Annotated in this window: 19 protein-coding genes; 10 read left to right on the forward strand and 9 right to left on the reverse strand. The window is 57.2% G+C overall.

Annotation, left to right across the window (positions count from 1 at the left end):
• Nucleotides 1-274 precede the first annotated feature (274 nt).
• On the forward strand, nt 275-1,894 hold the full coding sequence (pckA, locus tag BY447_RS09065; RefSeq protein WP_013359292.1) for a phosphoenolpyruvate carboxykinase (ATP): 1,620 nt from the start codon (nt 275-277) through the stop codon (nt 1,892-1,894).
• A 39-nt stretch (nt 1,895-1,933) separates the two neighbouring features.
• Here the strand turns inward: pckA and envZ are convergent, their stop codons facing one another.
• Nucleotides 1,934-3,301 (reverse strand): two-component system sensor histidine kinase EnvZ, encoded by a 1,368-nt coding sequence (gene envZ, locus BY447_RS09070; RefSeq protein ID WP_013359293.1) that lies wholly within the window; start codon nt 3,299-3,301, stop codon nt 1,934-1,936.
• A complete protein-coding gene (gene ompR, locus BY447_RS09075) occupies nt 3,298-4,017 on the reverse strand; it encodes a two-component system response regulator OmpR (protein WP_003853014.1) in 720 nt (239 codons plus the stop codon). The genes envZ and ompR overlap by 4 nt, the downstream gene beginning before the upstream one ends.
• 535 nt (nt 4,018-4,552) lie before the next feature.
• Here ompR and yjbE point away from each other — a divergent pair.
• From yjbE to BY447_RS09095, 4 genes are all read left to right on the forward strand, one after another.
• The gene (yjbE, locus tag BY447_RS09080) at nt 4,553-4,801 is read left to right on the forward strand and encodes an exopolysaccharide production protein YjbE (protein WP_013359295.1); all 249 of its coding nucleotides are present in this window, start codon (nt 4,553-4,555) and stop codon (nt 4,799-4,801) included.
• Between the two features lie 179 nt (nt 4,802-4,980).
• Nucleotides 4,981-5,454, forward strand: coding sequence for a transcription elongation factor GreB (gene greB / locus BY447_RS09085; RefSeq protein ID WP_013359296.1), 474 nt, complete (start codon nt 4,981-4,983; stop codon nt 5,452-5,454).
• Between the two features lie 103 nt (nt 5,455-5,557).
• Entirely contained in the window at nt 5,558-7,885 is a 2,328-nt protein-coding gene (locus tag BY447_RS09090) for a Tex family protein (protein WP_033784169.1), read from the forward strand.
• 128 nt (nt 7,886-8,013) lie between these two features.
• A complete protein-coding gene (locus BY447_RS09095; protein ID WP_110330987.1) occupies nt 8,014-9,699 on the forward strand; it encodes an alpha-amylase family glycosyl hydrolase in 1,686 nt (561 codons plus the stop codon).
• Here BY447_RS09095 and BY447_RS09100 read toward each other — a convergent pair whose 3' ends face one another.
• Both BY447_RS09100 and bioH read right to left on the reverse strand, forming a co-directional pair.
• Nucleotides 9,700-9,969 (reverse strand): YdgH/BhsA/McbA-like domain containing protein, encoded by a 270-nt coding sequence (locus tag BY447_RS09100; RefSeq protein ID WP_003853019.1) that lies wholly within the window; start codon nt 9,967-9,969, stop codon nt 9,700-9,702.
• A gap of 170 nt (nt 9,970-10,139) precedes the next feature.
• A complete protein-coding gene (gene bioH / locus BY447_RS09105; protein WP_110330988.1) occupies nt 10,140-10,916 on the reverse strand; it encodes a pimeloyl-ACP methyl ester esterase BioH in 777 nt (258 codons plus the stop codon).
• A 34-nt stretch (nt 10,917-10,950) separates the two neighbouring features.
• Here bioH and gntX point away from each other — a divergent pair, with 34 nt between their 5' ends.
• Nucleotides 10,951-11,631, forward strand: coding sequence for a DNA utilization protein GntX (gene gntX, locus BY447_RS09110; protein ID WP_110330989.1), 681 nt, complete (start codon nt 10,951-10,953; stop codon nt 11,629-11,631).
• 58 nt (nt 11,632-11,689) lie between these two features.
• Nucleotides 11,690-12,265, forward strand: coding sequence for a Fe-S biogenesis protein NfuA (nfuA, locus tag BY447_RS09115; RefSeq protein WP_010253194.1), 576 nt, complete (start codon nt 11,690-11,692; stop codon nt 12,263-12,265).
• 35 nt (nt 12,266-12,300) lie between these two features.
• On the opposite strand, the gene malQ is transcribed toward nfuA, so the two are convergent.
• The 5 genes from malQ to glpE form a co-directional block, all read right to left on the reverse strand.
• Nucleotides 12,301-14,382 (reverse strand): 4-alpha-glucanotransferase, encoded by a 2,082-nt coding sequence (gene malQ / locus BY447_RS09120; RefSeq protein WP_110330990.1) that lies wholly within the window; start codon nt 14,380-14,382, stop codon nt 12,301-12,303.
• Between the two features lie 9 nt (nt 14,383-14,391).
• Nucleotides 14,392-16,797: a maltodextrin phosphorylase gene (gene malP, locus BY447_RS09125; protein ID WP_110330991.1), complete on the reverse strand. Its 2,406-nt coding sequence runs from the start codon at nt 16,795-16,797 to the stop codon at nt 14,392-14,394.
• A gap of 155 nt (nt 16,798-16,952) precedes the next feature.
• Entirely contained in the window at nt 16,953-17,711 is a 759-nt protein-coding gene (locus BY447_RS09130; RefSeq protein WP_110330992.1) for a DeoR/GlpR family transcriptional regulator, read from the reverse strand.
• A gap of 32 nt (nt 17,712-17,743) precedes the next feature.
• Nucleotides 17,744-18,565, reverse strand: a complete 822-nt coding sequence (glpG, locus tag BY447_RS09135) for a rhomboid family intramembrane serine protease GlpG (RefSeq protein ID WP_110330993.1) — start codon at nt 18,563-18,565, stop codon at nt 17,744-17,746.
• A 29-nt stretch (nt 18,566-18,594) separates the two neighbouring features.
• Nucleotides 18,595-18,921 (reverse strand): thiosulfate sulfurtransferase GlpE, encoded by a 327-nt coding sequence (glpE, locus tag BY447_RS09140; RefSeq protein ID WP_049788879.1) that lies wholly within the window; start codon nt 18,919-18,921, stop codon nt 18,595-18,597.
• A gap of 230 nt (nt 18,922-19,151) precedes the next feature.
• On the opposite strand from glpE, the gene glpD reads away from it, so the two are divergent.
• The 3 genes from glpD to BY447_RS09160 all read left to right on the forward strand — a co-directional run bounded on the left by glpD (nt 19,152) and on the right by BY447_RS09160 (nt 23,529).
• Nucleotides 19,152-20,657 carry a glycerol-3-phosphate dehydrogenase gene (glpD, locus tag BY447_RS09150; protein ID WP_110330995.1) on the forward strand — a complete coding sequence of 502 codons (1,506 nt, stop codon included), beginning with the start codon at nt 19,152-19,154 and terminating at the stop codon, nt 20,655-20,657.
• Between the two features lie 355 nt (nt 20,658-21,012).
• Complete coding sequence (gene mdcA, locus BY447_RS09155; RefSeq protein WP_033734244.1) at nt 21,013-22,668, forward strand: malonate decarboxylase subunit alpha; 1,656 nt, start codon at nt 21,013-21,015, stop codon at nt 22,666-22,668.
• Nucleotides 22,669-23,529: a triphosphoribosyl-dephospho-CoA synthase gene (locus tag BY447_RS09160; RefSeq protein WP_110330996.1), complete on the forward strand. Its 861-nt coding sequence runs from the start codon at nt 22,669-22,671 to the stop codon at nt 23,527-23,529. It abuts the gene before it with no gap.

Raw genomic sequence — 23,529 nt, forward strand, 5'->3', positions numbered from 1 at the left:
TTTAAACGTTCGAAACATGGCCTTAACGCGCCCTGAGTCGCATTTTTAGATCACTGCCCTTTTTCCCTTAACGCAGAAGAGTAAACTGCGCGCGATCGTGCAAACGCCCGGAAGCCAGGGGCAGATGCCCTGAACAGCCCGGTTATCTTTGCAGGCTGTCGTAACGACGCGCAGTAAACCGTCAGTGATTCACCGCACCCGATACAACAGCCGGTGGCACGATCCCAACCTATCTCTGCTTTGCAGAACAGACACCGATTTAAGGAGCAGTAAAATGCGCGTTAACGGCCTGACCTCGCAAGACCTTGCCGCTTTGGGCATCGTGGATACCACGGAAGTGGTTTACAACCCTGATTACGACACGCTATTTCAGGAAGAGACGCGCCCGGACCTCGAAGGTTTTGCTCGTGGCACCCTGACGCAGAGCGGCGCGATTGCAGTAGACACCGGGATTTTCACCGGGCGATCGCCAAAGGATAAGTACATTGTGCGTGACGACACCACGCGCGATACCCTGTGGTGGAACGACCAGGGCACCGGCAAAAACGACAATCAGCCTCTGTCACAGGAGACCTGGAACGCGCTGAAAAGCTGCGTTACCCGCCAGCTTTCCGGCAAGCGTCTGTTTGTGGTGGATGCCTTCTGCGGTGCCAATGCCGATTCACGTCTGAGCGTTCGTTTTGTCACCGAGGTGGCCTGGCAGGCGCACTTCGTGAAAAACATGTTTATTCAGCCTACAGACGCTGAGCTGGCCGACTTCACGCCTGATTTTGTGGTGATGAACGGGGCCAAATGCACCAATCCGGACTGGCAGGCGCAGGGTCTGCACTCGGAGAACTTTGTTGCCTTCAATCTGACGGAACGCATGCAGCTGATTGGCGGCACCTGGTACGGTGGCGAGATGAAGAAAGGTCTGTTCGCCATCATGAACTACCTGCTGCCGCTGAAAGGCATCGCCTCAATGCACTGTTCAGCTAACGTCGGTAAAGCAGGTGATGTGGCGGTCTTCTTCGGCCTCTCCGGCACCGGCAAAACCACACTCTCCACCGATCCTGACCGCCAGTTGATCGGCGATGATGAGCACGGCTGGGACGATGATGGCGTGTTTAACTTCGAAGGCGGTTGCTACGCTAAAACCATCAACCTTTCTGAGCAGGCTGAGCCGGAGATCTACCGCGCCATTCGCCGCAATGCGCTGCTGGAAAACGTGGTAGTGCGCGAAGATGGCAGTGTTGATTACGCCGACGGCAGCAAAACAGAGAACACCCGCGTCTCCTATCCGATTAATCACATCGACAATATCGTGCAGCCGGTCTCAAAAGCGGGCCACGCGAAGAAGGTGATTTTCCTGACCGCCGATGCGTTTGGCGTGCTGCCACCGGTTTCACGTCTGACGCCGGAGCAGACGCAGTATCATTTCCTGTCAGGCTTCACCGCCAAACTGGCTGGCACCGAGCGTGGCGTGACGGCACCGACCCCGACCTTCTCCGCCTGTTTTGGCGCGGCATTCCTGACGCTGCATCCGACGCAGTACGCTGAAGTGCTGGTGAAGCGGATGGAGGCGTCCGGTGCGCAGGCTTACCTGGTCAATACCGGCTGGAACGGCAGCGGCAAACGCATCTCACTGAAGAATACCCGCGCCATTATCAATGCAATCCTGGCGGGTGAGCTGGATGATGCACCGACAGAAACGCTGCCAATCTTTAACCTGCAGATGCCGGTTGCGCTGGGCGAGCTGGACAGTGACACGCTCGATCCGCGTCGTAGCTGGGAAAGTGAAGAGAAGTGGACCGCTGCCGCCGAAGGTCTGGCACAGCGCTTTATTGATAACTTCGACAAGTATACAGATAACGCCGCAGGTGCTGCGCTGGTGAAAGCCGGTCCGCAACGCTAAAAGAACCGGCGCGGCAGTGATGCTGCCGCGCCGCGTTTATCAGTTTGAGATGCTGTTACTGCCATTGTTGTGACTCAGCGCCATCGTTTCCACTAACGGCAACCAGGCACGAATACGTAACCCGCCACGTTCGCTTTCGCCAATCTCCAGCGAGCCCTGATGGGCATCGATAATCCGCTGTACAATCGCCAGGCCGAGACCGGTTCCGCTGGTGCTGCGGGCGCTGTCGCCCCGCACAAACGGCTGGAACAGATGCGCCAGCTGATCCGGCTTGATGCCAGGTCCATCATCTTCCACCTGGAACCAGGCGCGATGCAGTTCCCGTCCGCTGCTGACCTTGATCCAGCCATTGCCGTAGCGTGCGGCGTTGACCACCAGGTTAGCCAGCGCGCGCTTAATCGACAGCGGGTTGATATCCAGCATTAACTCTTCCGGCATCACCGCATTTTCGATTTCACGCTCGTAGCCACTTTCCGCCGCCACCACTTCACCCAGCACGCTGTTCAGGTCGGCGCGCTCGGTCTGCATCTCCTGACCGGTGCGCAGGTAGTCGATGAACTGTTCGATGATGGCGTTGCACTCTTCGATATCTTTGTTAATCGATTCGGCCAGATAGCCATCCTGCTCGCTCATCATCTCGGTGGCGAGACGAATACGGGTCAGCGGCGTACGCAAATCGTGGCTGACGCCCGCCATTAACAGCGTGCGGTCATCCGCCAGCTGCTTCACCCCGGCCGCCATCTGATTAAAGGCACGCGTTACCGATCGCACTTCTGACGCGCCATACTCACGCAGCGGCGGCGGAATAATCCCGCGTCCCACCTGCAGAGCGGCGTGCTCCAGATCCACCAGCGGTCGGTTCTGGATGCGGATAAACAGCCAGGCACCGCCAATCGCCAGCAGCATAATCGCCAGGGTATAGCGGAACAGCGGTGAGAAGTCGCCCTGATGAATTTCCGTCAGCGGCACCCGCACCCAGATATCGGGCGACAGCCAGGTTTTCAGCCAGACCACCGGAGAGTTTTTGTTCACCTCAACCCGGACATCGGTCGGACCGCCGAGCTGCTGCCCCATCTGCTCGCTCAGGAACTCATAGTGCTGCGCCCAACGCAATCCGCTCTCCTCTGCTGCTGCATTGGTGTAGAGCGAGATCCCCAGTTCGCGGTAGATTTCCCGGCGAAACGCCGGGGGCACTTCCAGCTGCGTGCCATCTTCCAGCTGCAACCGGTCGGTCATCAGCATACGAACTTCGTAAGCGAGCACCTTATTGAACTGTTGCAGGCTGGGAAGAATGGCGAAGTTCAGCACCACCAGATAGGTCGTGACCAGGCTGACGAACAGCAGGGTAACGATCAGCAGCAGGGTGCGGGCAAACGAACTCCGTGGCGAGAAGCGCAGTCGCTTCATGCTTTACTGCCGTCCGGCACAAAGACATAGCCCAGACCCCAGACGGTCTGAATATAACGCGGATGCGCAGGATCCTCTTCCACCATGCGACGCAGGCGGGAGATCTGGACGTCGATCGAACGTTCCATGGCACTGTATTCACGGCCACGCGCCAGGTTCATCAGCTTGTCACGGGACAGCGGCTCACGCGGGTGGCTTACCAGCGCTTTCAGCACGGCAAACTCACCGCTGGTCAGCGGCATCGGCTCATCTTCACGGAACATCTCGCGGGTGCCGAGGTTAAGTTTGAATTTACCGAAGGCGATAATCGCCTCTTCCTGCGACGGTGCGCCTGGCAGTTCGTTGGCCTGACGGCGCAGCACCGCGCGGATACGCGCCAGCAGCTCACGCGGGTTGAAAGGCTTGGGAATGTAGTCGTCAGCGCCGATCTCCAGCCCCACGATACGGTCCACCTCTTCGCCCTTGGCGGTCACCATGATAATGGGCATCGGGTTGCTCTGACTGCGCAGACGACGGCAGATAGAGAGGCCATCTTCGCCCGGCAACATCAGATCGAGCACCATCAGATGAAAGGATTCACGGGTTAACAGACGATCCATCTGCTCGGCATTAGCGACACTGCGCACCTGAAAGCCCTGCTCGGTGAGATAGCGTTCAAGCAGTGCACGCAGACGCATATCATCATCGACGACCAGAATTTTGTAGTTCTCTTGCATTTTCAACTCCCAAAGGCGCTATTGCCTGAGCCAACATTGTTAAAAAAAGATGCCTTATAGTGACAGTCATTAATGGTTTATATTCTAGCCAAAATTGTTACAAAGCATATTAAACAGGAGCTTATATTTGAATTAAGGTGATTTCGGGCCTGTTTTAACCCATTTGCCCCTGCCCGGCCCCTGATACGGCAAATCTGAAAAAAAGGCCCTGTTTCTCTGTATCGCTGGCGTCAGAAGCGAGCCAGTTTTTAATCAATGAATCAATTCAGTGAGTTAGCAGATAATTTGACTTAATGATCAGCCATCATTGTAGATAAGCTCCAGATAATCTACCTCAACAGCGAAGCGGCAGCATAATATTCCAGTAAACCTGCGTAACGCCCCACGCTCCTCTCGGATTAGTTTCAGCGGCCCTCTCAGCAAGGCCAGTTTAAATTAAAGCCCTTTAAATCAATCAGTAAAGCCAACTTTTCGCCCCTCTCGTTTTGAACCAGACTGCTCTGGCAACATTCGATGTCTCAACGGGGAATACACAATGAAAAAAACAATTTTACTGCTGAGCGCGCTGGCATTAGGCAGCGTCAGCCCAGGTTATGCTGCCACAGCAACCGGTGAAGCCGCCGGTGCAGCAGCGACAACGACTGCAAAAGGTAACTCTGACGCCATCGGTGTGGGTGCAGTCGCAGCCCTGCTGGGCGTTGCGCTGGCCACCATGGGCGGCGGCGGCGGTGACGGTCACAGCACCGGCACCTCGACCACCACGGCGACTCACGCCGGAAAATAAGTTTAAGCATCTACTGGCTTCAGATTACTGATTTGATTTTGAATCACAGCACCAACCCTTTCGCCGCCGGGGAAATCAACGTGGGTTTTTAGCCTTTAAAAACCCTTTCCCCGACTCTTTTTTGCCGCGCCCTCTTTGCCTTACACTGTCGCTCCTGAGATCACTGTGGCCGGTATAGCATGAAAACCCGACTTATTACCCGCGAAGGCTTCGATAAGCTGAAAGCGGAACTCGACTATTTATGGCGTGAAGAGCGACCGGAAGTGACGAAAAAAGTCACCTGGGCTGCCAGTCTTGGCGATCGCAGTGAAAATGCCGATTATCAGTACAACAAAAAACGGCTGCGTGAAATTGACCGCCGCGTTCGCTATCTGACCAAAAGTCTTGAACAGCTGCGTATTGTTGACTATTCCCCCCAGCAGGATGGCAAAGTCTTCTTTGGTGCCTGGGTGGAAATTGAAAACGATGAGGGCGACCTCAAACGCTTCCGCATTGTGGGCTACGATGAGATTTTTGGCCGCAAAGATTACATCTCAATCGACTCGCCGATGGCGCGGGCGCTGCTGAAAAAAGAGGTCGGCGATGCCGCCACCGTTGAGACGCCACTGGGTCCGGCACTGTGGTATGTCAATGCGATTGACTACCCGCAATAACGATTCAGATTATCGCTGAAAGCCGCCCGCGTCTCTGGCAATTTTGACCATCAATCCGTATAACTGTCGGCTATTTCTCAACCCGGAAAGCAAGACAGTCCTGATGATGAAAGTTCTGAGCCAGATAATTGCCAGTGAGCTACAGGCGCGACCAGAGCAGGTTGACGCTGCCGTTCGCCTGTTAGATGAAGGGAATACCGTGCCGTTTATCGCACGCTATCGTAAAGAGGTCACCGGCGGCCTGGATGATACCCAACTCCGCCAGCTGGAAACCCGCCTCAGCTATCTGCGTGAACTTGAAGAGCGACGCCAGTCGATTCTGAAGTCGATTGACGATCAGGGAAAACTGACTGACGACCTCGCCCGCGCCATCAATACCACCCTCAGCAAAACCGAGCTTGAAGACCTCTACCTGCCCTACAAACAGAAACGCCGCACGCGTGGACAGATCGCGATTGAAGCCGGTCTGGAACCGCTGGCGGACACACTGTGGCAGGATCCGTCGCACATCCCTGAGCAGCTGGCGGAGCAGTATGTCGATGCTGATAAAGGCGTCGCCGATGTCCGTGCCGCGCTGGATGGTGCCCGCTACATTCTGATGGAGCGTTTCGCCGAGGATGCCGCGCTGCTGGCCAAAGTGCGTAACTACCTGTGGAAAAATGCCCACCTGGTCTCACGCGTGGTGGAAGGCAAAGAGGAAGCGGGCGCGAAGTTCCGTGACTACTTTGATCATCATGAAGCGCTGAGCACCGTACCGTCGCATCGTGCGCTGGCAATGCTGCGTGGCCGCAACGAAGGCGTGCTGCAACTCTCGCTCAATGCCGATCCGCAGTTCGACGAAGCACCGCGTGAAAGCCACGGCGAAACCCTGATTGCTGAACACCTGAACCTGCGCCTGAATAACGCCCCTGCCGACAGCTGGCGTAAAGCCGTCGTGAGCTGGACGTGGCGCATCAAGGTGATGCTGCATCTGGAAACCGAACTGATGGGTACGGTGCGCGAACGCGCAGAAGATGAAGCGATTAACGTCTTTGCCCGCAACCTGCACGACCTGCTGATGGCAGCGCCGGCGGGGATGCGTGCCACCATGGGACTGGATCCCGGCCTGCGTACCGGCGTTAAAGTCGCTGTGGTCGATGCCACCGGCAAAGTCGTGGCGACCGATACCGTTTATCCGCACACCGGCCAGACCGCCAAAGCCGCTGCCGCTGTTGCCGCGCTCTGCATTAAGCATCAGGTCGAGCTGGTGGCGATTGGCAACGGTACCGCTTCCCGTGAAACCGAGCGTTTCTTCCTGGATCTGCAGCAGCAGTTCCCGCAGGTCACGGCACAGAAAGTGATTGTCAGCGAAGCTGGCGCATCGGTCTACTCAGCCTCTGAACTGGCGGCGCTGGAATTCCCGGATCTCGATGTTTCGCTGCGCGGCGCGGTGTCGATTGCCCGCCGTCTGCAGGATCCGCTGGCCGAACTGGTGAAAATCGATCCGAAATCAATCGGTGTCGGCCAGTATCAGCATGATGTCAGCCAGAGCCAGCTGGCGAAGAAACTCGACGCCGTCGTCGAGGATTGCGTGAACGCCGTCGGCGTGGACCTGAATACCGCCTCGGTGCCGCTGCTGACCCGCGTCGCGGGCCTGACGCGCATGATGGCGCAAAACATTGTCGGCTGGCGTGATGAGAATGGCCGCTTCCAGAATCGCCAGCAGCTGCTGAAAGTGAGCCGTCTTGGGCCAAAAGCCTTTGAGCAGTGTGCGGGCTTCCTGCGCATTAACCACGGCGACAACCCGCTGGATGCTTCGACCGTCCACCCGGAAGCTTACCCGGTCGTGGAGCGTATTCTGGCCGCCACCGAGCAGGCACTGAGCGATCTGATGGGCAACGCGGGCAGCCTGCGTAATCTCAGCGCCCGCGATTTCATTGATGAACGTTTTGGTCTGCCGACCGTTACCGACATCATGAAAGAGCTGGAGAAGCCGGGCCGCGATCCCCGTCCTGAGTTCAAAACCGCGCAGTTCGCGGAAGGCGTGGAAACGCTGAACGATCTGACGCCGGGCATGATCCTCGAAGGTGCCGTCACCAACGTCACTAACTTCGGTGCGTTTGTGGATATCGGCGTGCATCAGGATGGCCTGGTCCATATCTCGTCGCTTTCTGACCGCTTTGTGGAAGATCCACATCAGGTGGTGAAAGCGGGTGATATCGTCAAAGTGAAAGTGATGGAAGTCGATCTCCAGCGTAAACGTATTGCCCTGACCATGCGTCTTGATGAGCAGCCAGGCGAAAGCAATGCACGTGGCGGCGCGAAGAATGCCGCCCCGCGCGAAGAGAAACGTCCGGCCGCCGGTAAAGGCCGTCCACGTCCGGTCAGCACGTCTGCGGGTAACAGCGCGATGGGTGATGCACTGGCCGCGGCATTCGGTAAAAAACGCTAATCTTTTCAGGGGGCCATCATCTGGCCCCCCTTTCACACCCTTCTCCCCGGTTGAAAATCCCCGCCATCGCGCTACGCTAAAAAGATGCCTGTCATAAAAACAACACCTGCTGTGGCACCCAATTCACGATGGAAACGATCACCGATCTGATTGAGAAGATTTATGCTGGCACATTCCCGGAGGCGACCTTTACGCGCCTGCAGGCTGACATCGCTACCGCCCGCGAGGCGATTAAGCTGCCGCGTAAGGCACACTGGGATGAACAGGATGTGGTGCTGATCACCTACGCCGATCAGTTTCGGGAAGCCGGTAAACCCACGCTCAGCACCTTTTCCCGTTTCTATCAGCAGCATCTGCAATCCACGTTTCCGCTGGTCCACCTGCTGCCCTTTTTTCCCTGGTCGTCCGATGACGGCTTTTCGGTGATTGATTATCATCAGGTCGATCCGCAGTGCGGCGACTGGCAGGATATTGCGCGCCTGCATCAGGAAACCCGGCTGATGTTTGACTTCGTCTGCAACCACATGTCGTCACGGAGCGCCTGGTTCCGCCACTTTCTGGCGCAGGATCCCGGCTGGAACGATTTCTTTATCAGCATGCCGCCCGCCACCGATCTCAGTGCCGTCACGCGACCGCGCACTTCGCCGCTGCTGACGCCGTTTAAGATGGCCGATGGCGACACCCGCTTCATCTGGACCACCTTCAGCGCCGACCAGATCGACCTTAATTTTGCCAATCCTGAGGTGTTGCTGCGCATGGTCAACGTGCTGCTCGACTACCTGATCCGTGGCGCTGACTATGTACGTCTCGATGCGGTCGGCTATATGTGGAAAACGCCCGGCACGCGCTGTATTCATCTGGAAAAAACCCATCAGCTGGTGAAGCTGTTTCGCGCCATTGCCGACCATGTCGCGCCTGGGACGGTGATTATCACCGAGACCAACGTGCCGCATCAGGACAACATCAGTTATCTGGGCAATGGGCACGATGAGGCGCAGATGGTCTATCAGTTTTCACTGCCGCCGCTGGTCCTGCATGCCATTCATACCGGATCGGCGCGCGCGCTGCGGCAGTGGGCCTGTTCGCTGGATCTCAGCAGCAACGACACCACCTTCTTCAACTTTCTGGCATCCCACGATGGTATCGGGCTGAATCCGGCACGCGGCATTTTGTCGGAGGTGGAGATTGTGGCGCTGGTGCGCGATCTGGCGCTGGAAGGCGCGCTCGTCTCCTATAAAAACAACCCCGACGGCACCACCAGCCCCTATGAAATCAACGTCACCTATCTGGATGCGTTAAATAGCGAAGCTGACGATGACGCCACGCGGCTGAAACGCTTTTTGCTGGCCCATGCGATTCTGCTGGTCTTTCCTGGCGTGCCGGCTATCTATATCCAGAGTTTTCTGGGCGGCCGTAACCATTATGATGGCGTACGCGCAGCCGGGCACAACCGGGCGATTAATCGGCAGAAGTATGATTTGCAGCAGATTGAGGCGGCGCTGGCGGGCGATGACTGGCTGCGTCAGCAGGTTTATACCCGTCTTGGCCAGCTGATTCAGTTACGACGTCGCCAGCCTGCGTTTCATCCTGATAATCCGATGACGATCTATGACAGCGAAAATGCCGTGCTGGTGCTCAGCCGTCATCAGCCAGAGAGCGGCGACGAACTGCTGTGCGTGTTTAATCTCAGTGGACGGTCAGTGATGACGCAACTGCCGGTAGCGCATACGTTGCAGGATGTGGTGAGCGGAGAGAAAATTGATGGCACCCAGCCGGTTAAGCTGGATGCCTGGCAGTTCATGTGGCTACGTTAATTACTTGTAGACTTCAGCGGTGGCGCTGAATTTACCGTGTTCGCGACCGGCGATCACCAGGTAATATTTACCGCCTTTTTCGTCAGCGAGCTTAGATAGCACTTTTTTAGCATCCATTGGCGAGGTGGTTTCCGCCGTGGTGTTAACGGTGCCAATCTTCTGCAGGTTCATTGTCTTAACTTCTTCTTTGGTGACTTCTTTCGCTGCCATCGCAGAAAATGAAATCGCGCCCATCATCATTGAAGCCACAACCCATTTAAAAACCTTCATTATGTTTACCCTCATTCATGATCCATTGTGAGATGTAAGCAGCCGCTAAACGCGTAAGGCAGTATGGAACGGCATAGTCATTTCCGTGACTAATCACATAAAATTGCAGCGGCCTTGCTCACAGAGAGAAGTATTGCTGCTGTCAGCGATTTTGCCAATATAAAGCAGCACTATCCTGATAAATTACTGATAAAGTTAGCAATATGCTGACAGAAGTTGTCAGGATGGGAAATAAAAGGTGCATGCGCTGCTTTTTCGATAACCACCGAAGGCGAATCTGGCAACATTTCATCTATCTCAGCGGCTATCCGGCGCGGCACCAGTCCATCCAGCGCCCCATAGAGTCGCAGGAACGGCAGCCTGATCTGCGGTAGCGCGTCGCGCAGATCGACCTGGCGCAGAATCTCCAGACCGCCATCCAGTACCGCTACCTCCGGCATCGGTTGTGACAGCACCACCTCTTTCAGCTGTCGCGCATCGGCACGCGCGGTTTCAGTGCCCAGCGTCTGCAGCGCCAGAAAGCGCTCCACCGTGCGCTGAAAATCGTTGCTGAGCATCTGCTGAAAGTTCTGCAGCGTCTCCGGTTTAATGCCGGGCCAGCGCTCTGTGGCGGTGAAACAGGGCGACGACGCCACGGTAATCAGTGCAGCCAGCTTTTCTGCCGCTGTCAGCGCCAGCTGCGTTGCCACCAGTCCGCCCAGCGACCAGCCCACGACTATCGCCTGCGGTGGCAGCAAAGGCAGTAGCTCTTCTGCCATCTGCGCCAGCGTCAGTGCACCAAAATCACCGCTTCGGCCATAACCCGGCAGATCGACCAGATGCAGGCGATAGTGCGGGCTGAGTCGCGGAATAATGCTTTGCCAGACTTCGGCATTCAGTCCCCATCCGTGCAGCAGCACAAGATCGCGTTTTCCTTCCCCGCAGGTGTGCCAGTAGAGCGACGTCATCAGTTACTATCCCGAAATTGATAAGGAGATCGCTATGCTAGCAATGCCCGCCCTGTGTTGGCTATGCCGGATGCCGTTACGGATAGCCCGGCACGGCATCTGCAGTTTATGCCTGCGCGAATTACCGCCGTTGCCATTGCTCTGCCCGCGCTGCGGATTACCGGCAGGCTCAGCAAAGGTCGCCTGTGGCCGCTGCCAGCTTAAACCGCCCGCCTGGCAGGCGCTGGTCTGCGTCAATGACTATTGTCCGCCGTTCAGCCAGTGGGTTAATCAGCTGAAGTTTTCTCACATAACCGCACTCAGGGTGATGCTGGCGCGGCTGCTTTTGCTAAGCTGGCTGAATGTTTACCGGCGTGGCACGGTGCCGCGTCCCGATCTGCTGCTGCCGGTTCCGCTGCACCGGCGGCGACGCTGGCAGCGCGGCTTCAATCAGACGGTACTGCTGGCCGCTCCGCTGGCGCACTGGCTGGGATGTGAATGGCGTGAAGGTGTTTCCCGCAGGCGCAGGGGCGCATTACAGCATCAGCTCAGCGCCCGGCAGCGCCGCACCAACTTACGCGGTGCCTTCCGCCTTGAAATGGCGGTGCAGGGACGCCATATCGCCCTGCTGGATGACGTCATTACGACCGGCAGTACCGTAGATGAAATCAGTCGTCTGTTACTGGCGCAGGGTGCCGCCAGCGTGCAGGTCTGGTGCCTGTGCCGTACCTTGTAGAGCGTCATTGATGGGCGTATTATAACCAACTAAATTAGTCAACTATTGAGCAATCGACATGATCCGAATTACTGACTCTGCCCAGGAACATTTTTCTAAACTGCTATCCAAACAAGAAGATGGCACCCAGATTCGCGTATTCGTGATTAACCCGGGTACGCCAACAGCCGAGTGTGGCGTCTCTTACTGTCCGCCCGATGCAGTTGAAGCTACTGACACCGAACTGAAGTTCGAAAAGCTCTCTGCCTACGTTGATGAGCTGAGCAAGCCGTATCTGGAAGATGCCGAAATCGACTTCGTTACCGACAATCTCGGTTCACAGCTGACGCTGAAAGCGCCGAATGCCAAAATGCGTAAAGTCTCTGATGATGCGCCCATGGTTGAGCGCGTTGAGTATCTGCTGCAGGCGCAGATCAACCCACAGCTGGCTGGCCACGGCGGTCGCGTGTCGCTGATGGAGATCACCGATGAAGGTTACGCCATCCTGCAGTTTGGCGGCGGCTGTAACGGCTGTTCGATGATCGACGTGACCCTGAAAGATGGTATTGAGAAAGAGCTGCTGGCCGCCTTCCCGGAACTGAAAGGCGTGCGCGATATTACCGAGCATCAGCGCGGCGAACACTCGTTCTACTGATGATAAAGCGCGGCAGCCCGGCTGCCGCGCCCTTCTTACTTCTCTTTCTTTCCTGACTGACGCTGCTGACTCACGACCTTCAGTAACGCATTCACTTCCTTGTCCGCAAAAATCTCCTCCAGCGTTTTGCTCAGCTTGCGTCGCCAGTTAGGGTACTGATCCACCGTACCCGGCACGTTAACCGGCGTGGTCATTCCGAGCCAGTCCTCCGGTTGTAGCCCCAGCAGCGCACTGTCGGTATCCGCCAGGAAGCGATGGATCGCCCGGTTCAGCGCAGGCGTCATAGCCAGCTTCTCCGCCTTCTTCTGGCTGCGAGCCGGTAAGGCACCCGCCTGATGCAGCGCATCCAGCAGCGCCTGCTTCTGTGCGGCACGCTGCTCATGTAACGCTTTTACCGCATCGCCCGGATAAAGACCCAGCTTCTCGCCCAGTTCCAGATCGCCCTGCTCCCAGAAGCCGGTCAGCGTCGGCAGATCATGGGTACTGGCGCTGGCGATAGACTGACGTGGATAGTCTTCAGGGGCGCGATAGCGCTCATCTTTCTCCTGCTCAAACCACAGCACCTTCCATGAAAAGACGCCGCTTTTACGCAGCAGGCTGACGATCTCCTGAGGCACGGTGCCGAGGTCTTCGCCAATCACCATACAGCGCAGCCGGTGGCTCTCCAGCGACAGAATAGCCAGCAGATCGTTGACCGGATAGGCCACATAAGCACCTTTATCCGCCGTCTCTCCGGCTGGCACCCACCACAGACGCAGCAGCGACATCACATGGTCGATACGCAGCGCGCCACAGTCACGCATATTGGCGCGCAGCATGTCGATAAATGGCTGATAGGCGCGCGCCTGCATCACATGCGGATCCATCGGCGGTAAGCCCCAGTTTTGTCCCAGCGGTCCCAGACGGTCAGGCGGTGCGCCCACCGAGGCCTTGAGGCGATAAAGCTCCGGGTCGTGCCAGGTCTCCGCACTGCCTTCCGCCACGCCCACCGCCAGGTCACGGTAGAGACCGACGCTCATGCCCAGCGCCTGACTGTGCGCCCAGCAGCCTGAGAACTGCTGCTGCGCCAGCCATTGCAGCCACTGCCAGAAGGCGATCTCCTGTTCATGCTGTTCACACCACTGCTGCACTTCCGGCGACTGACTGTTGCGCCACGCCTCTGGCCAGGCAGGCCAGCCGCCCTGCTGCGACTTGTCTGCCTGCCGCTCCAGCAGTATGCCATCGTAGGCAGCCTGATAGCGCAGGCTGTCACCGCCGTCACGCACAAAAGCAGCCAAGGAGAGAGGCTCTTCGCTCTGGCTGTCACGCGCCTGAAAGTGTGTCCAGGCATGGCGCAGCGCCGCCAGCTTCAGCGCCATCACGGCTTCGTAGTCAACCTGCTCCGCCTCACGTGCTTTGGTCAGCGCCTTCTGTGTTTTCGCGCTTTTCCACCATTTCTGCGCCGCCGCGCTTTGCTGAAAATCGGTCACCTGACTGACGTCGATATAGATTACGTTCAGCCAGCGGCGCGATGACGGACTATACGGGCTGGCAAAACCGGCGCTGGCGGGATAGAGCGCATGCAGCGGATTCAGCCCGACGAAATCGCCGCCGCGTTCAGCCAGCTGCACCAGCAGTTGATCGAGATCGCCGAAGTCGCCGATGCCCCAGTTCTGTTCAGAGCGCACGGTATAAAGCTGAACCAGTGCACCCCAGCGTTTTTCTCCGGCCTCCAGCGCCGGAGGCAGATAGCAGCGGCGCGGTGCGACGATAACCCGCGTCTGCCAGCTTTTCTTTCCTTTAGTGAGCGTCAGCTGGTGATAACCCTGGGTCAACGGTCCCGGCAGCGTAAAAGGCTCCCCGGCGGTTAACTCACCGCTGTGCTGTTTGCCCTTTTCAGTCTGCAATTGCCAGCTGTAAGTGCCACTGCCCTGAGCCGTCAGCTGTCGCTTACTGCTGCCGCTGAACACCGCGACCGGCGGCAACGGGGATTTACTGGCCTTCTGCGGTTCTGCCATCACCGCCAGCAGTGCGCGTTTGGTCTCATCGCTGACAGCCTCTTTCCTGCCGTTGACGTCGATGTAATCCAGTGAAATGCCTGCGGCACGGGCGGCCTGATCGAGTGAATTTTGCTTCATTGCTGCTCCTTAGCGCGGTGCCTGCCAGATACGTTGCTGATAGTCACGAATGGAACGGTCCGAACTGAACATGCCGGTTCGTGCCGTATTGAGGATGGCGGCGCGGGTCCAGCCTTCGGGGTCACGCCATAGCGCTTCCACCCGTTGCTGCGCCTCGATATAGGCCTGGAAATCGGCCAGCACCAGCCAGGGATCGCCGTGTTTCGTCAGGCTTTCCAGCATCAGGTCAAAGGCGTGCTTATCCCCATCGCTGAATTTGCCCTTCTCCAGCGATTTCAGTAAATCGTCCAGCGGCTTGTTCTGCTTACGCACCTTTTTCGGGTTGTAGCCTTTCGCCTTGAGCGCCTTCACCTCATCCACGGTGTGACCGAAGATAAAGATGTTCTCCTCGCCCACCTGTTCGGCAATTTCGACATTAGCTCCATCCAGCGTGCCAATCGTCAGCGCACCGTTCAGCGCCAGCTTCATGTTGCCGGTGCCGGAGGCTTCATAACCGGCGGTGGAGATCTGCTCAGAGAGATCCGCTGCCGGGATCATCTGCTCGGCCACGGTGATACGGTAGTCGGGGATAAACACCACTTTGAGTCTGTCGCCAACCCGCGGATCGTTGTTCACCACCTCCGCCACTTTGTTAATGGCGTAGATGATATTTTTGGCGAGGTAGTAACCCGGCGCGGCCTTAGCCCCGAACAGGAATACCCGTGGTGTAAAGGTGACATCTTCCGGTTTATTACACAGCGTCTGATAGCAGTAGAGGATATGCAGCAGGCTGAGATGCTGGCGCTTGTACTCATGCAGACGCTTGATCTGCACATCGAACAGCGCAGCCGGATTCACGATGATGCCGGTGTGCCGCGCGATATACTTTGTAAGCTGCGCTTTGTTCTGCTGTTTGATGCTGCGATAGCGCTGACGAAACGCCTGATCGTCGGCATAAGCCTCCAGACCGATCAATGCATCAAGGTTATTGGCCCACTCGGTTTTCAGCGTCTCATCAATCAGACCGGCCAGCGCCGGGTTACACTGCTTCAGCCAGCGACGCGGCGTAATGCCGTTGGTGACGTTATGGAATTTTTGCGGCCAGAGCTGGTGATACTCCGGGAAGAGATCGCTGACCACCAGACGGGAGTGCAGCGCCGCCACGCCGTTGACCGCAAAGCCGCTGACGACGCAGAGATTGGCCATCCGCACCTGACCGTCAGCCACCACCGCCAGCTTGTGCCACATCGCTTTGTCATCCGGCCAGCGCTGCTTCACCTGCTTCTTCAGTCGCTGATTAGTCTCTTTAATAATCAGCATGTGGCGCGGCAACAGGCTGCGCATCAGCTTCTCATCCCAACGCTCCAGCGCCTCCGGCATCAGCGTGTGGTTGGTGTAAGCAAACAACCGGCTGGTGATCTGCCATGCTTCATCCCAGCTCAGCTGATGCTCATCCAGCAGCACGCGCAGCATCTCCGGAATGGCAATGGTCGGATGGGTATCATTGAGCTGGATCACTTCGAAATCCGGCAGGCTGTGAATGCTGCGCCCCGCCAGATGGTGACGCCGCAGGATATCCGCCACCGCACAGGCGCACTGGAAATATTGCTGCATCAGGCGCAGCCGCTTGCCAGCCTGATGGTTGTCATTGGGATAAAGAACCTTGGTGAGCTTTGCCGCTTCGATACCGGGCTGCTCCGCCTGCAGGAAGTGGCCGTCATTAAAGGCGGTGAGATCAAACGGATGCGCGCTCACTGCCTGCCACAGGCGCAGCGGCAGCGTCACGCCGTTGCGGTAGCCGGTGACCGGCAAATCCCAGGCCTCACCGCGCAGCGTAAAATCGGGATGCCAGCGTACACCGCCGTTTTCCAGTTTTTCTACCCGACCGCCCATCGCGACGTCAACATCCAGCGCCGCGTTGTGGCGGAACCAGGGATAGCGTTCGCGCTGCCAGTCATCGGGCGCTTCAATCTGCTTACCCTCGTCAAAAGACTGGCGGAACAGGCCGTACTGGTAATTTAGTCCATGGCCGGTGGCGGACTGCCCTACCGTTGCCATTGAATCCATGTAGCAGGCGGCCAGCCGTCCCAGCCCGCCGTTGCCGAGCGCCGGATCGACCTCCTGCTCCAGCAGTTCGGTTAAATCGAGCTGCTGCTCAGCCAGCGCCGCTTTAACCTCGTCATACCAGCCGAGATTCAGCAGGTTGTTGCCGGTCAGACGGCCTATCAGAAACTCCATCGACAGATAATTAACGTGACGCTGCTGCACCGCCGGACGCGGTGCCGGTTGGGCGGCCAGCAGTTCGGCCAGCGCCGCGCTCACCGCCTGCCACGCCTGGTGCGGGGTCATCTGCTGTGCGGAGAGGAGACTTAACTGCTGCCACTGGCGGGTCAATGCGGCGTTAAAACGGGCTTTATTAAATTTTTGCTGCGGCATATCACTCCCTTCTGTTACGCAATGAGGTGAAGCAAAAATAGAAAGCGCACGGGCTGGCAACCGGGTGCCAGCAACCGTTAAGTAAAGACGTGAGTGAGGAAAAAAGCGACAGCAATCAAAGAAAAACGCCAGCCGGGCGGCTGGCGTAGCAGGAATCAGCAGAGTTCGAGGTGAACCTCTTGCTGCTCAATCACTTTCATAACGCTGGCGGGCGGCATTTTGTCGGTGTAGAGATAGTCCAGCAGACTCATGTTGCCCAGGTTAACCATGGCGTTACGACCAAACTTCGAGTGATCCACCACCAGCATCACGCAGCGTGAATTTTCAATGATGGCACGCTTGGTGCGGACTTCGTGATAGTCGAACTCCAGCAGCGATCCATCCATATCGATGCCGCTGATCCCCAGGATGCCGTAATCGAGCCGGAACTGGGAAATAAAGTCGAGCGTCGCTTCCCCCATCACCGCGCCATCGCGGGTCCGTACTTCACCGCCTGCGATGATCACCCGGAAGTCGGGTTTGCCCATTAACAGCATCGCCACGTTAAGATTGTTGGTCACCACACGTAAATCGCTGTGGTTGAGCAGCGCGTGCGCCACCGCTTCCGGCGTGGTGCCGATGTCGATAAACAGCGTGGCCCCATCCGGGATCTGGCTGGCAACACGCTGCGCAATCCGCGCTTTTTCCGCTGACCACATCATTTTACGATCGTGCCAGGCGGTATTCTCAGAGCTGGAAGGAAGCGCCGCGCCGCCGTGGTGACGCTGAATTTTGTTCTGATCGGCCAGATCGTTGAGATCGCGACGAATGGTTTGCGGGCTGACCTCAAAGTGATCCACCAGCTCCTCAGTACTGACATATCCCTGACGACGGACTAAATCGATAATCGCATCATGACGTTGCGTCTGCTTCACGTTCCTCTCCTGTTAACCCGCTTATATCCTGTCTAACGACGCGTGACGTGACGCGTATCCACCAGCGCCATCGCCAGCCCGACGACCAGACCGGCGACGTGCGCCGCGTTAGCAATCGCCAGACCAAAGACGCCGAACCAGCCAATCACCAGCCAGACCAGCGCAAATCCGATCAATCCCCTTTCAAGATAGACGCCGCTGTCAGGATCGCGCTCGCCGCGCAGCCAGCAGTAACCCATCAGCGCATACACCACGCCCGACAGACCGCCAAACCAAATGCCGCTGAACTTCGCCTGCAGCCAGCCGCTGAGCAGCGCCGAAATCAGCATAATCACGAACAGTTTGCCGCTGCCAAGGCGCTTCTCAACCGCCCCGCCGAGATACCACCACCACATCAGATTAAACAGGATGTGCAGCAGTGAAAAGTGCAGCAGCGCATGGCTGAACCAGCGCCAGACCTGCAGATGCTGGTCGGCATCCGGCCAGGAGAGCCAGGCCATCACGGTCTGATCGCCCATCACCTGCATCAGAATAAACACGACGATACAGAGCACCATCAGGGACATGGTCAGCGGACCGGCCCGCTCGCGGATGTTCGCCCAGATGTTGCTGCGCTCATAGCGCAGACCGCTGTCGGTCTTGCCGCTGTGCCAGCTGGCAGCCTGATAGCGCGGATGGTTAGGGTCGTGTAAAAACTGCTGAAGTTCGTTTTCGACTACTGAGATCTTGCTCTCGTCATCCAGCATGATGACGTAGTGATTTTCATGCTCGATGCGCAGCATGATGCCCTGCGTCGCCATGTAGTCCACAAACGCCTGCGCCATGCGCGGCTGATTAAACTGGGTAATGCGCATCAGTAACTCTCCATGTGACGGGCGGCAATTTATTCACTGCCGAGGGCAACCTGCTGAGGAAAGGCGGCACGCCAGGCATCAAAGCCGCCATCAATGCTGTAGGCCGCGCTGAAACCCTGTCCCAGCAGATATTGCGCCGCGCTTTTGCTGCTGTTGCCGTGATAGCACATTACCAGCACCGGCAGGCTGTGGTCTGCGCCACTGACAAAGTCGCTGAGGTTGGTATTGGTCAGATGCAGCGCGCCTGCCGCATGGCCCAGGGCATAACTTTGCGGATCGCGGATATCCACCAGCAGTGCACCCTCAGCCAGATGCGCCTGCGCCTGCTGCACGTTAATACATTCGAACATTTCCATGGAATCTCTCATAACAGCGTCGTCGTAATGGTGCGTAGTGTAACCCGAGAATCCACGCCGATAACCTGACAATCGTTACGGCTATCTGTTTTTTTGGTGGGCAGAATGTTAGCTATATCACGCAAAAATGTTTTTACCCGGTTAAAGACTGGCGTAAATGTTGGTTTGCGATTATTATTATGCTCGAAAACGAACATTAGAGAACTATTCCGAACATCGGAGGAGATGACGTGGAAACCAAAGACCTGATCGTGATCGGCGGCGGCATCAACGGTGCCGGCATTGCAGCAGACGCTGCAGGACGCGGACTGTCGGTGTTAATGCTGGAGGCGCGGGATCTGGCTTGCGCGACCTCCTCTGCCAGTTCAAAACTGATTCACGGCGGCCTGCGCTACCTTGAACATTACGAATTCCGTCTGGTCAGTGAAGCACTGGCCGAGCGTGAAGTCCTGCTGAAAATGGCCCCCCATCTGGCGTTTCCGATGCGCTTCCGTCTGCCGCACCGTCCGCACCTGCGTCCGGCGTGGATGATTCGCACCGGCCTGTTTATGTATGATCACCTCGGCAAGCGTACCAGCCTGCCAGGCAGTAAAAGTCTGCGGTTTGGCGCAGATTCGGCCCTGAAGCCGGAAATTACGCGCGGATTCGAATATTCTGACTGCTGGGTCGATGATGCCCGCATGGTAGTACTGAATGCGCAGGAAGTGGTGAAGCGTGGCGGTGAAGTCCGTACCCGTACCCGTGTAACCCGTGCCTGGCGTGAAGGTGGCCTGTGGAAGGTTGAAGCGGAAGATGTCGATACCGGCAAAACCTTTACCTGGCAGGCGAAAGGCCTGGTCAACGCCGCTGGTCCATGGGTCAAGCAGCTGTTTGATGACAGCCTGAAGCTGAAATCGCCTTACGGTATCCGCCTGATCAAAGGCAGCCACATCGTGGTGCCGCGCGTTCATACCGAGAAGCAGGCTTATATTCTGCAGAACGAAGATAATCGTATCGTGTTTGTCATCCCGTGGATGGATGAGTTCTCTATCATAGGCACCACCGATGTGGAGTACAAAGGCGATCCGAAAAACGTCAATATCGACGACAACGAGACCGAATACCTGCTGAAAGTGTTCAACGGGCACTTTAAAAAGCAGCTGATCGCCGACGATATCGTCTGGTCTTACTCTGGTGTGCGTCCGCTGTGTGATGATGAATCCGATTCACCGCAGGCGATCACCCGTGATTACACGCTGGACGTGCGCGACGATAATGGTCAGGCACCGCTGCTCTCCGTATTCGGCGGCAAGCTGACCACTTATCGAAAGCTGGCGGAACATGCGCTGGAAAAACTGGTGAAGTACTACCCGAACGCCGGTCCGGCCTGGACCAAAAACTGCGTGTTACCGGGTGGCAATATCTCCGGCACCCGTGAAGATTATGCAGCCAGTCTGCGTCGTCGTTATCCGTTCATCAGCGAAAATATGGCGCGTCACTTCTCGCGCACTTATGGCAGCAGCACGGAAACCCTGCTGGCTGGCGCGAAAAGTCTGGATGACCTGGGTGAGAACTTCGGACACGAGTTCTACGAAGCCGAACTGCGCTACCTGGTGCAGCATGAGTGGGTGCGTGAACTGGATGATGCTATCTGGCGTCGTACCAAACAGGGTATGTGGCTGACCAAAGAGCAGCAGGCTGGCGTTGCCGAGTGGCTGGCAGCGAAAGCGAAACCCGTTCTGTCACTGGCCTCCTGAGCAGAGACTTAAAATACAGAAAGCAGGCTTCGGCCTGCTTTTTTTATGGCATGTTCACCGGACCACTATTCAGATCTATTTCAGCGCTCACGACCAGAATAACCGCTAGATGAAAATTGAACATTGATCACACTTTTTTTTGTTAATCAGTTACGACCAGCAATATTCACTGCTGTAACTTTTACTTCATGTATCAGAGCCTAAACTCAACCCGTCGCTTATCTCTTCCCCCCTTTCTCTATCGTTACCTTAAATCTAACGTTCATTTTTTTTACTTAATTGAACGATGCATTAAGAAAGCTCAGACTTCCCTCAGCATAAACGAAGCAACAGCGATTCTAATCAGGAGGTTGAAATGAACACAGGCCAAACGCCTGCCCGGGAGTGGAACACACGCCGCAGTGAAAAAGCGCGCCGTATAGCTTCCTTTCCCCTTGATGGCAAAGTCATTCCTTCAGAAAGAGCTACCGAAGCACTGGAAACACTCATTGCACCAGGCGACCGCGTGGTGCTTGAAGGGAATAACCAGAAACAGGCTGACTTCTTATCCCGCACGCTGGCAGCGGTGAATCCGGCAAAGATTCACGACCTGCATATGATTATGCCCAGCGTCGGCCGCAGTGAGCATCTCGATATTTTTGAAAAAGGCATCGCCCGCAAACTCGACTTCTCTTTTTCCGGTCCGCAAAGTCTGCGCATGTCTCAGCTGTTACAGGATGGCCAGCTGGAAATCGGCGCTATCCATACCTATATCGAACTCTATTCCCGCCTCTATGTTGATCTCAGCCCGAATGTGGCATTGATTGCTGGCTACAAAGCCGACCGCAAAGGCAACCTCTATACCGGCCCGAGTACCGAAGATACCCCGGCACTGGTGGAAGCCGCCGCGTTTCGTGACGGTATCGTGATAGCCCAGGTCAATGAACTGGTCGATGACGAAACCGACCTGCCTCGCGTCGATATCCCCGGCTCCTGGATTGACTACGTCGTCGTCGCAGACAAACCGTTCTTTATCGAACCGCTGTTTACCCGCGATCCGCGCCTGATCAAACAGGAACATATCCTGATGGCGATGATGGCGATTAAAGGCATCTATGCCGAACACCAGGTGCAGTCGCTGAACCACGGTATCGGTTTTAATACCGCCGCGATTGAACTGCTGCTGCCAACCTACGGCGAGCAGCTCGGCCTGAAAGGCAAAATCTGTAAGCACTGGACGCTGAACCCGCATCCGACGCTGATCCCGGCGATTGAGAGCGGCTGGGTCGAGAGTGTGCACTGCTTCGGCGGTGAGCTGGGGATGGAAGAGTATATCCGCGCCCGTCCCGACATCTTCTTTACCGGCAGCGACGGCTCAATGCGCTCTAACCGCGCCTTCTGTCAGCTGGCCGGCCAGTACGCGGTTGATATGTTTATCGGTGCCACCCTGCAGGTTGATGGGCTGGCCAACTCCTCTACCGTGACGCGTGGTCGTCTTTCAGGTTTCGGCGGCGCACCTAACATGGGTCACGATCCCCATGGCCGTCGTCATGCAACGCCCGCCTGGCTGAACATGATCACCGAGCCAGACCCGATGCAGCGCGGTAAAAAACTGGTGGTGCAGATGGTCGAAACCTTCCAGGCAGGCGCGAAACCGACCTTCGTTGAAACCCTGGATGCGGTTGAGGTCGCCAAAACCTCCGGTATGCCGCTGGCACCGGTCATGATTTACGGCGATGACGTGACCCATGTGCTGACTGAGGAAGGCATTGCCTATCTCTATCGCGCAGAAAGTCTTGAAGAGCGTCGCGCTATGGTCGCTGCCGTTGCGGGCATTACCGACATCGGCCTGGGTGTGGATGCGGCACGCGTCGCAGCCCTGCGTAAAAGCGGCAAAGTGGTCTACCCGGAAGATATGGGTATCCGCCGCTCTGACGCCACGCGTTCACTGCTGGCAGCGGGCAGCGTCGCTGACCTGGTTGAATGGTCAGATGGCCTGTACAACCCACCTGCTAAATTCCGGAGCTGGTAAATGAAACTCCTGTCACAGACTCAAGCCGAGGCGCAGTCCAGCCAGCTGGCGACGATGGCGCGCGATTGTCTGATCGATGAAGCACGCCTGAGCCCTAAGCCGGGTCTGGTCGACAGTCGGGGAAACGGCGCGCATCAGGATCTGACGCTGGCGCTAATGGAGCGTTCCGCTCACAGCCTGATGCCAGCCTTTCTGGCGCTGGCCCGTCACAGCTGGCTGCGTCCCGCTGATATCGCCCTGCGCGAAACGGTAGGCCGCCTGGGCCGTGACGGTGAGCAGCAGATGATGGCGGCAACCGGCGGCGTTAACACCCATCGAGGCGCAATCTGGGCGCTGGGCTTGCTGGTGAGTGCCGCGGCCATGCACGGTGGCGCTGCCAGTGCCGACCAGCTGACCCGCACCGCCGCCGCACTGGCCAGCCTGCCCGACCGGGCTGCGCCAAAGCTGTTCAGCAAAGGGTTAAAAGCAATGCACCGCTATCAGGTGCCCGGCGCACGCGAAGAGGCGCAACAGGCGTTTCCTCACGTGATGAAGCTGGCGCTGCCGCAGCTGCTGACCAGCCGGGCGGTGGGTGCCAGTGAAAGTGAAGCCCGTCTTGATGCGTTGGTGGCGATCATGACCTCGCTCAGCGATACCTGCGTGCTGTCACGTGCGGGTATGACCGGACTGGTCGCCATGCAGCAGGGCGCACGCGCCGTACTGCTGGCGGGAGGCTGCCGCACAGCAGCAGGTCAGGTGGCGCTGTCGCAGCTTGACCGGCGCATGCTGGCGCTCAATGCTTCGCCTGGCGGGGCCGCCGATTTGCTGGCCGCGACGCTGTTTATTGATCGGGTCTGCTCGCCTGAACATTCTTATTTTTAG

It is taken from the genome of Pantoea sp. JKS000250 (assembly GCF_003201065.1).
GTDB lineage: Bacteria > Pseudomonadota > Gammaproteobacteria > Enterobacterales > Enterobacteriaceae > Pantoea > Pantoea vagans.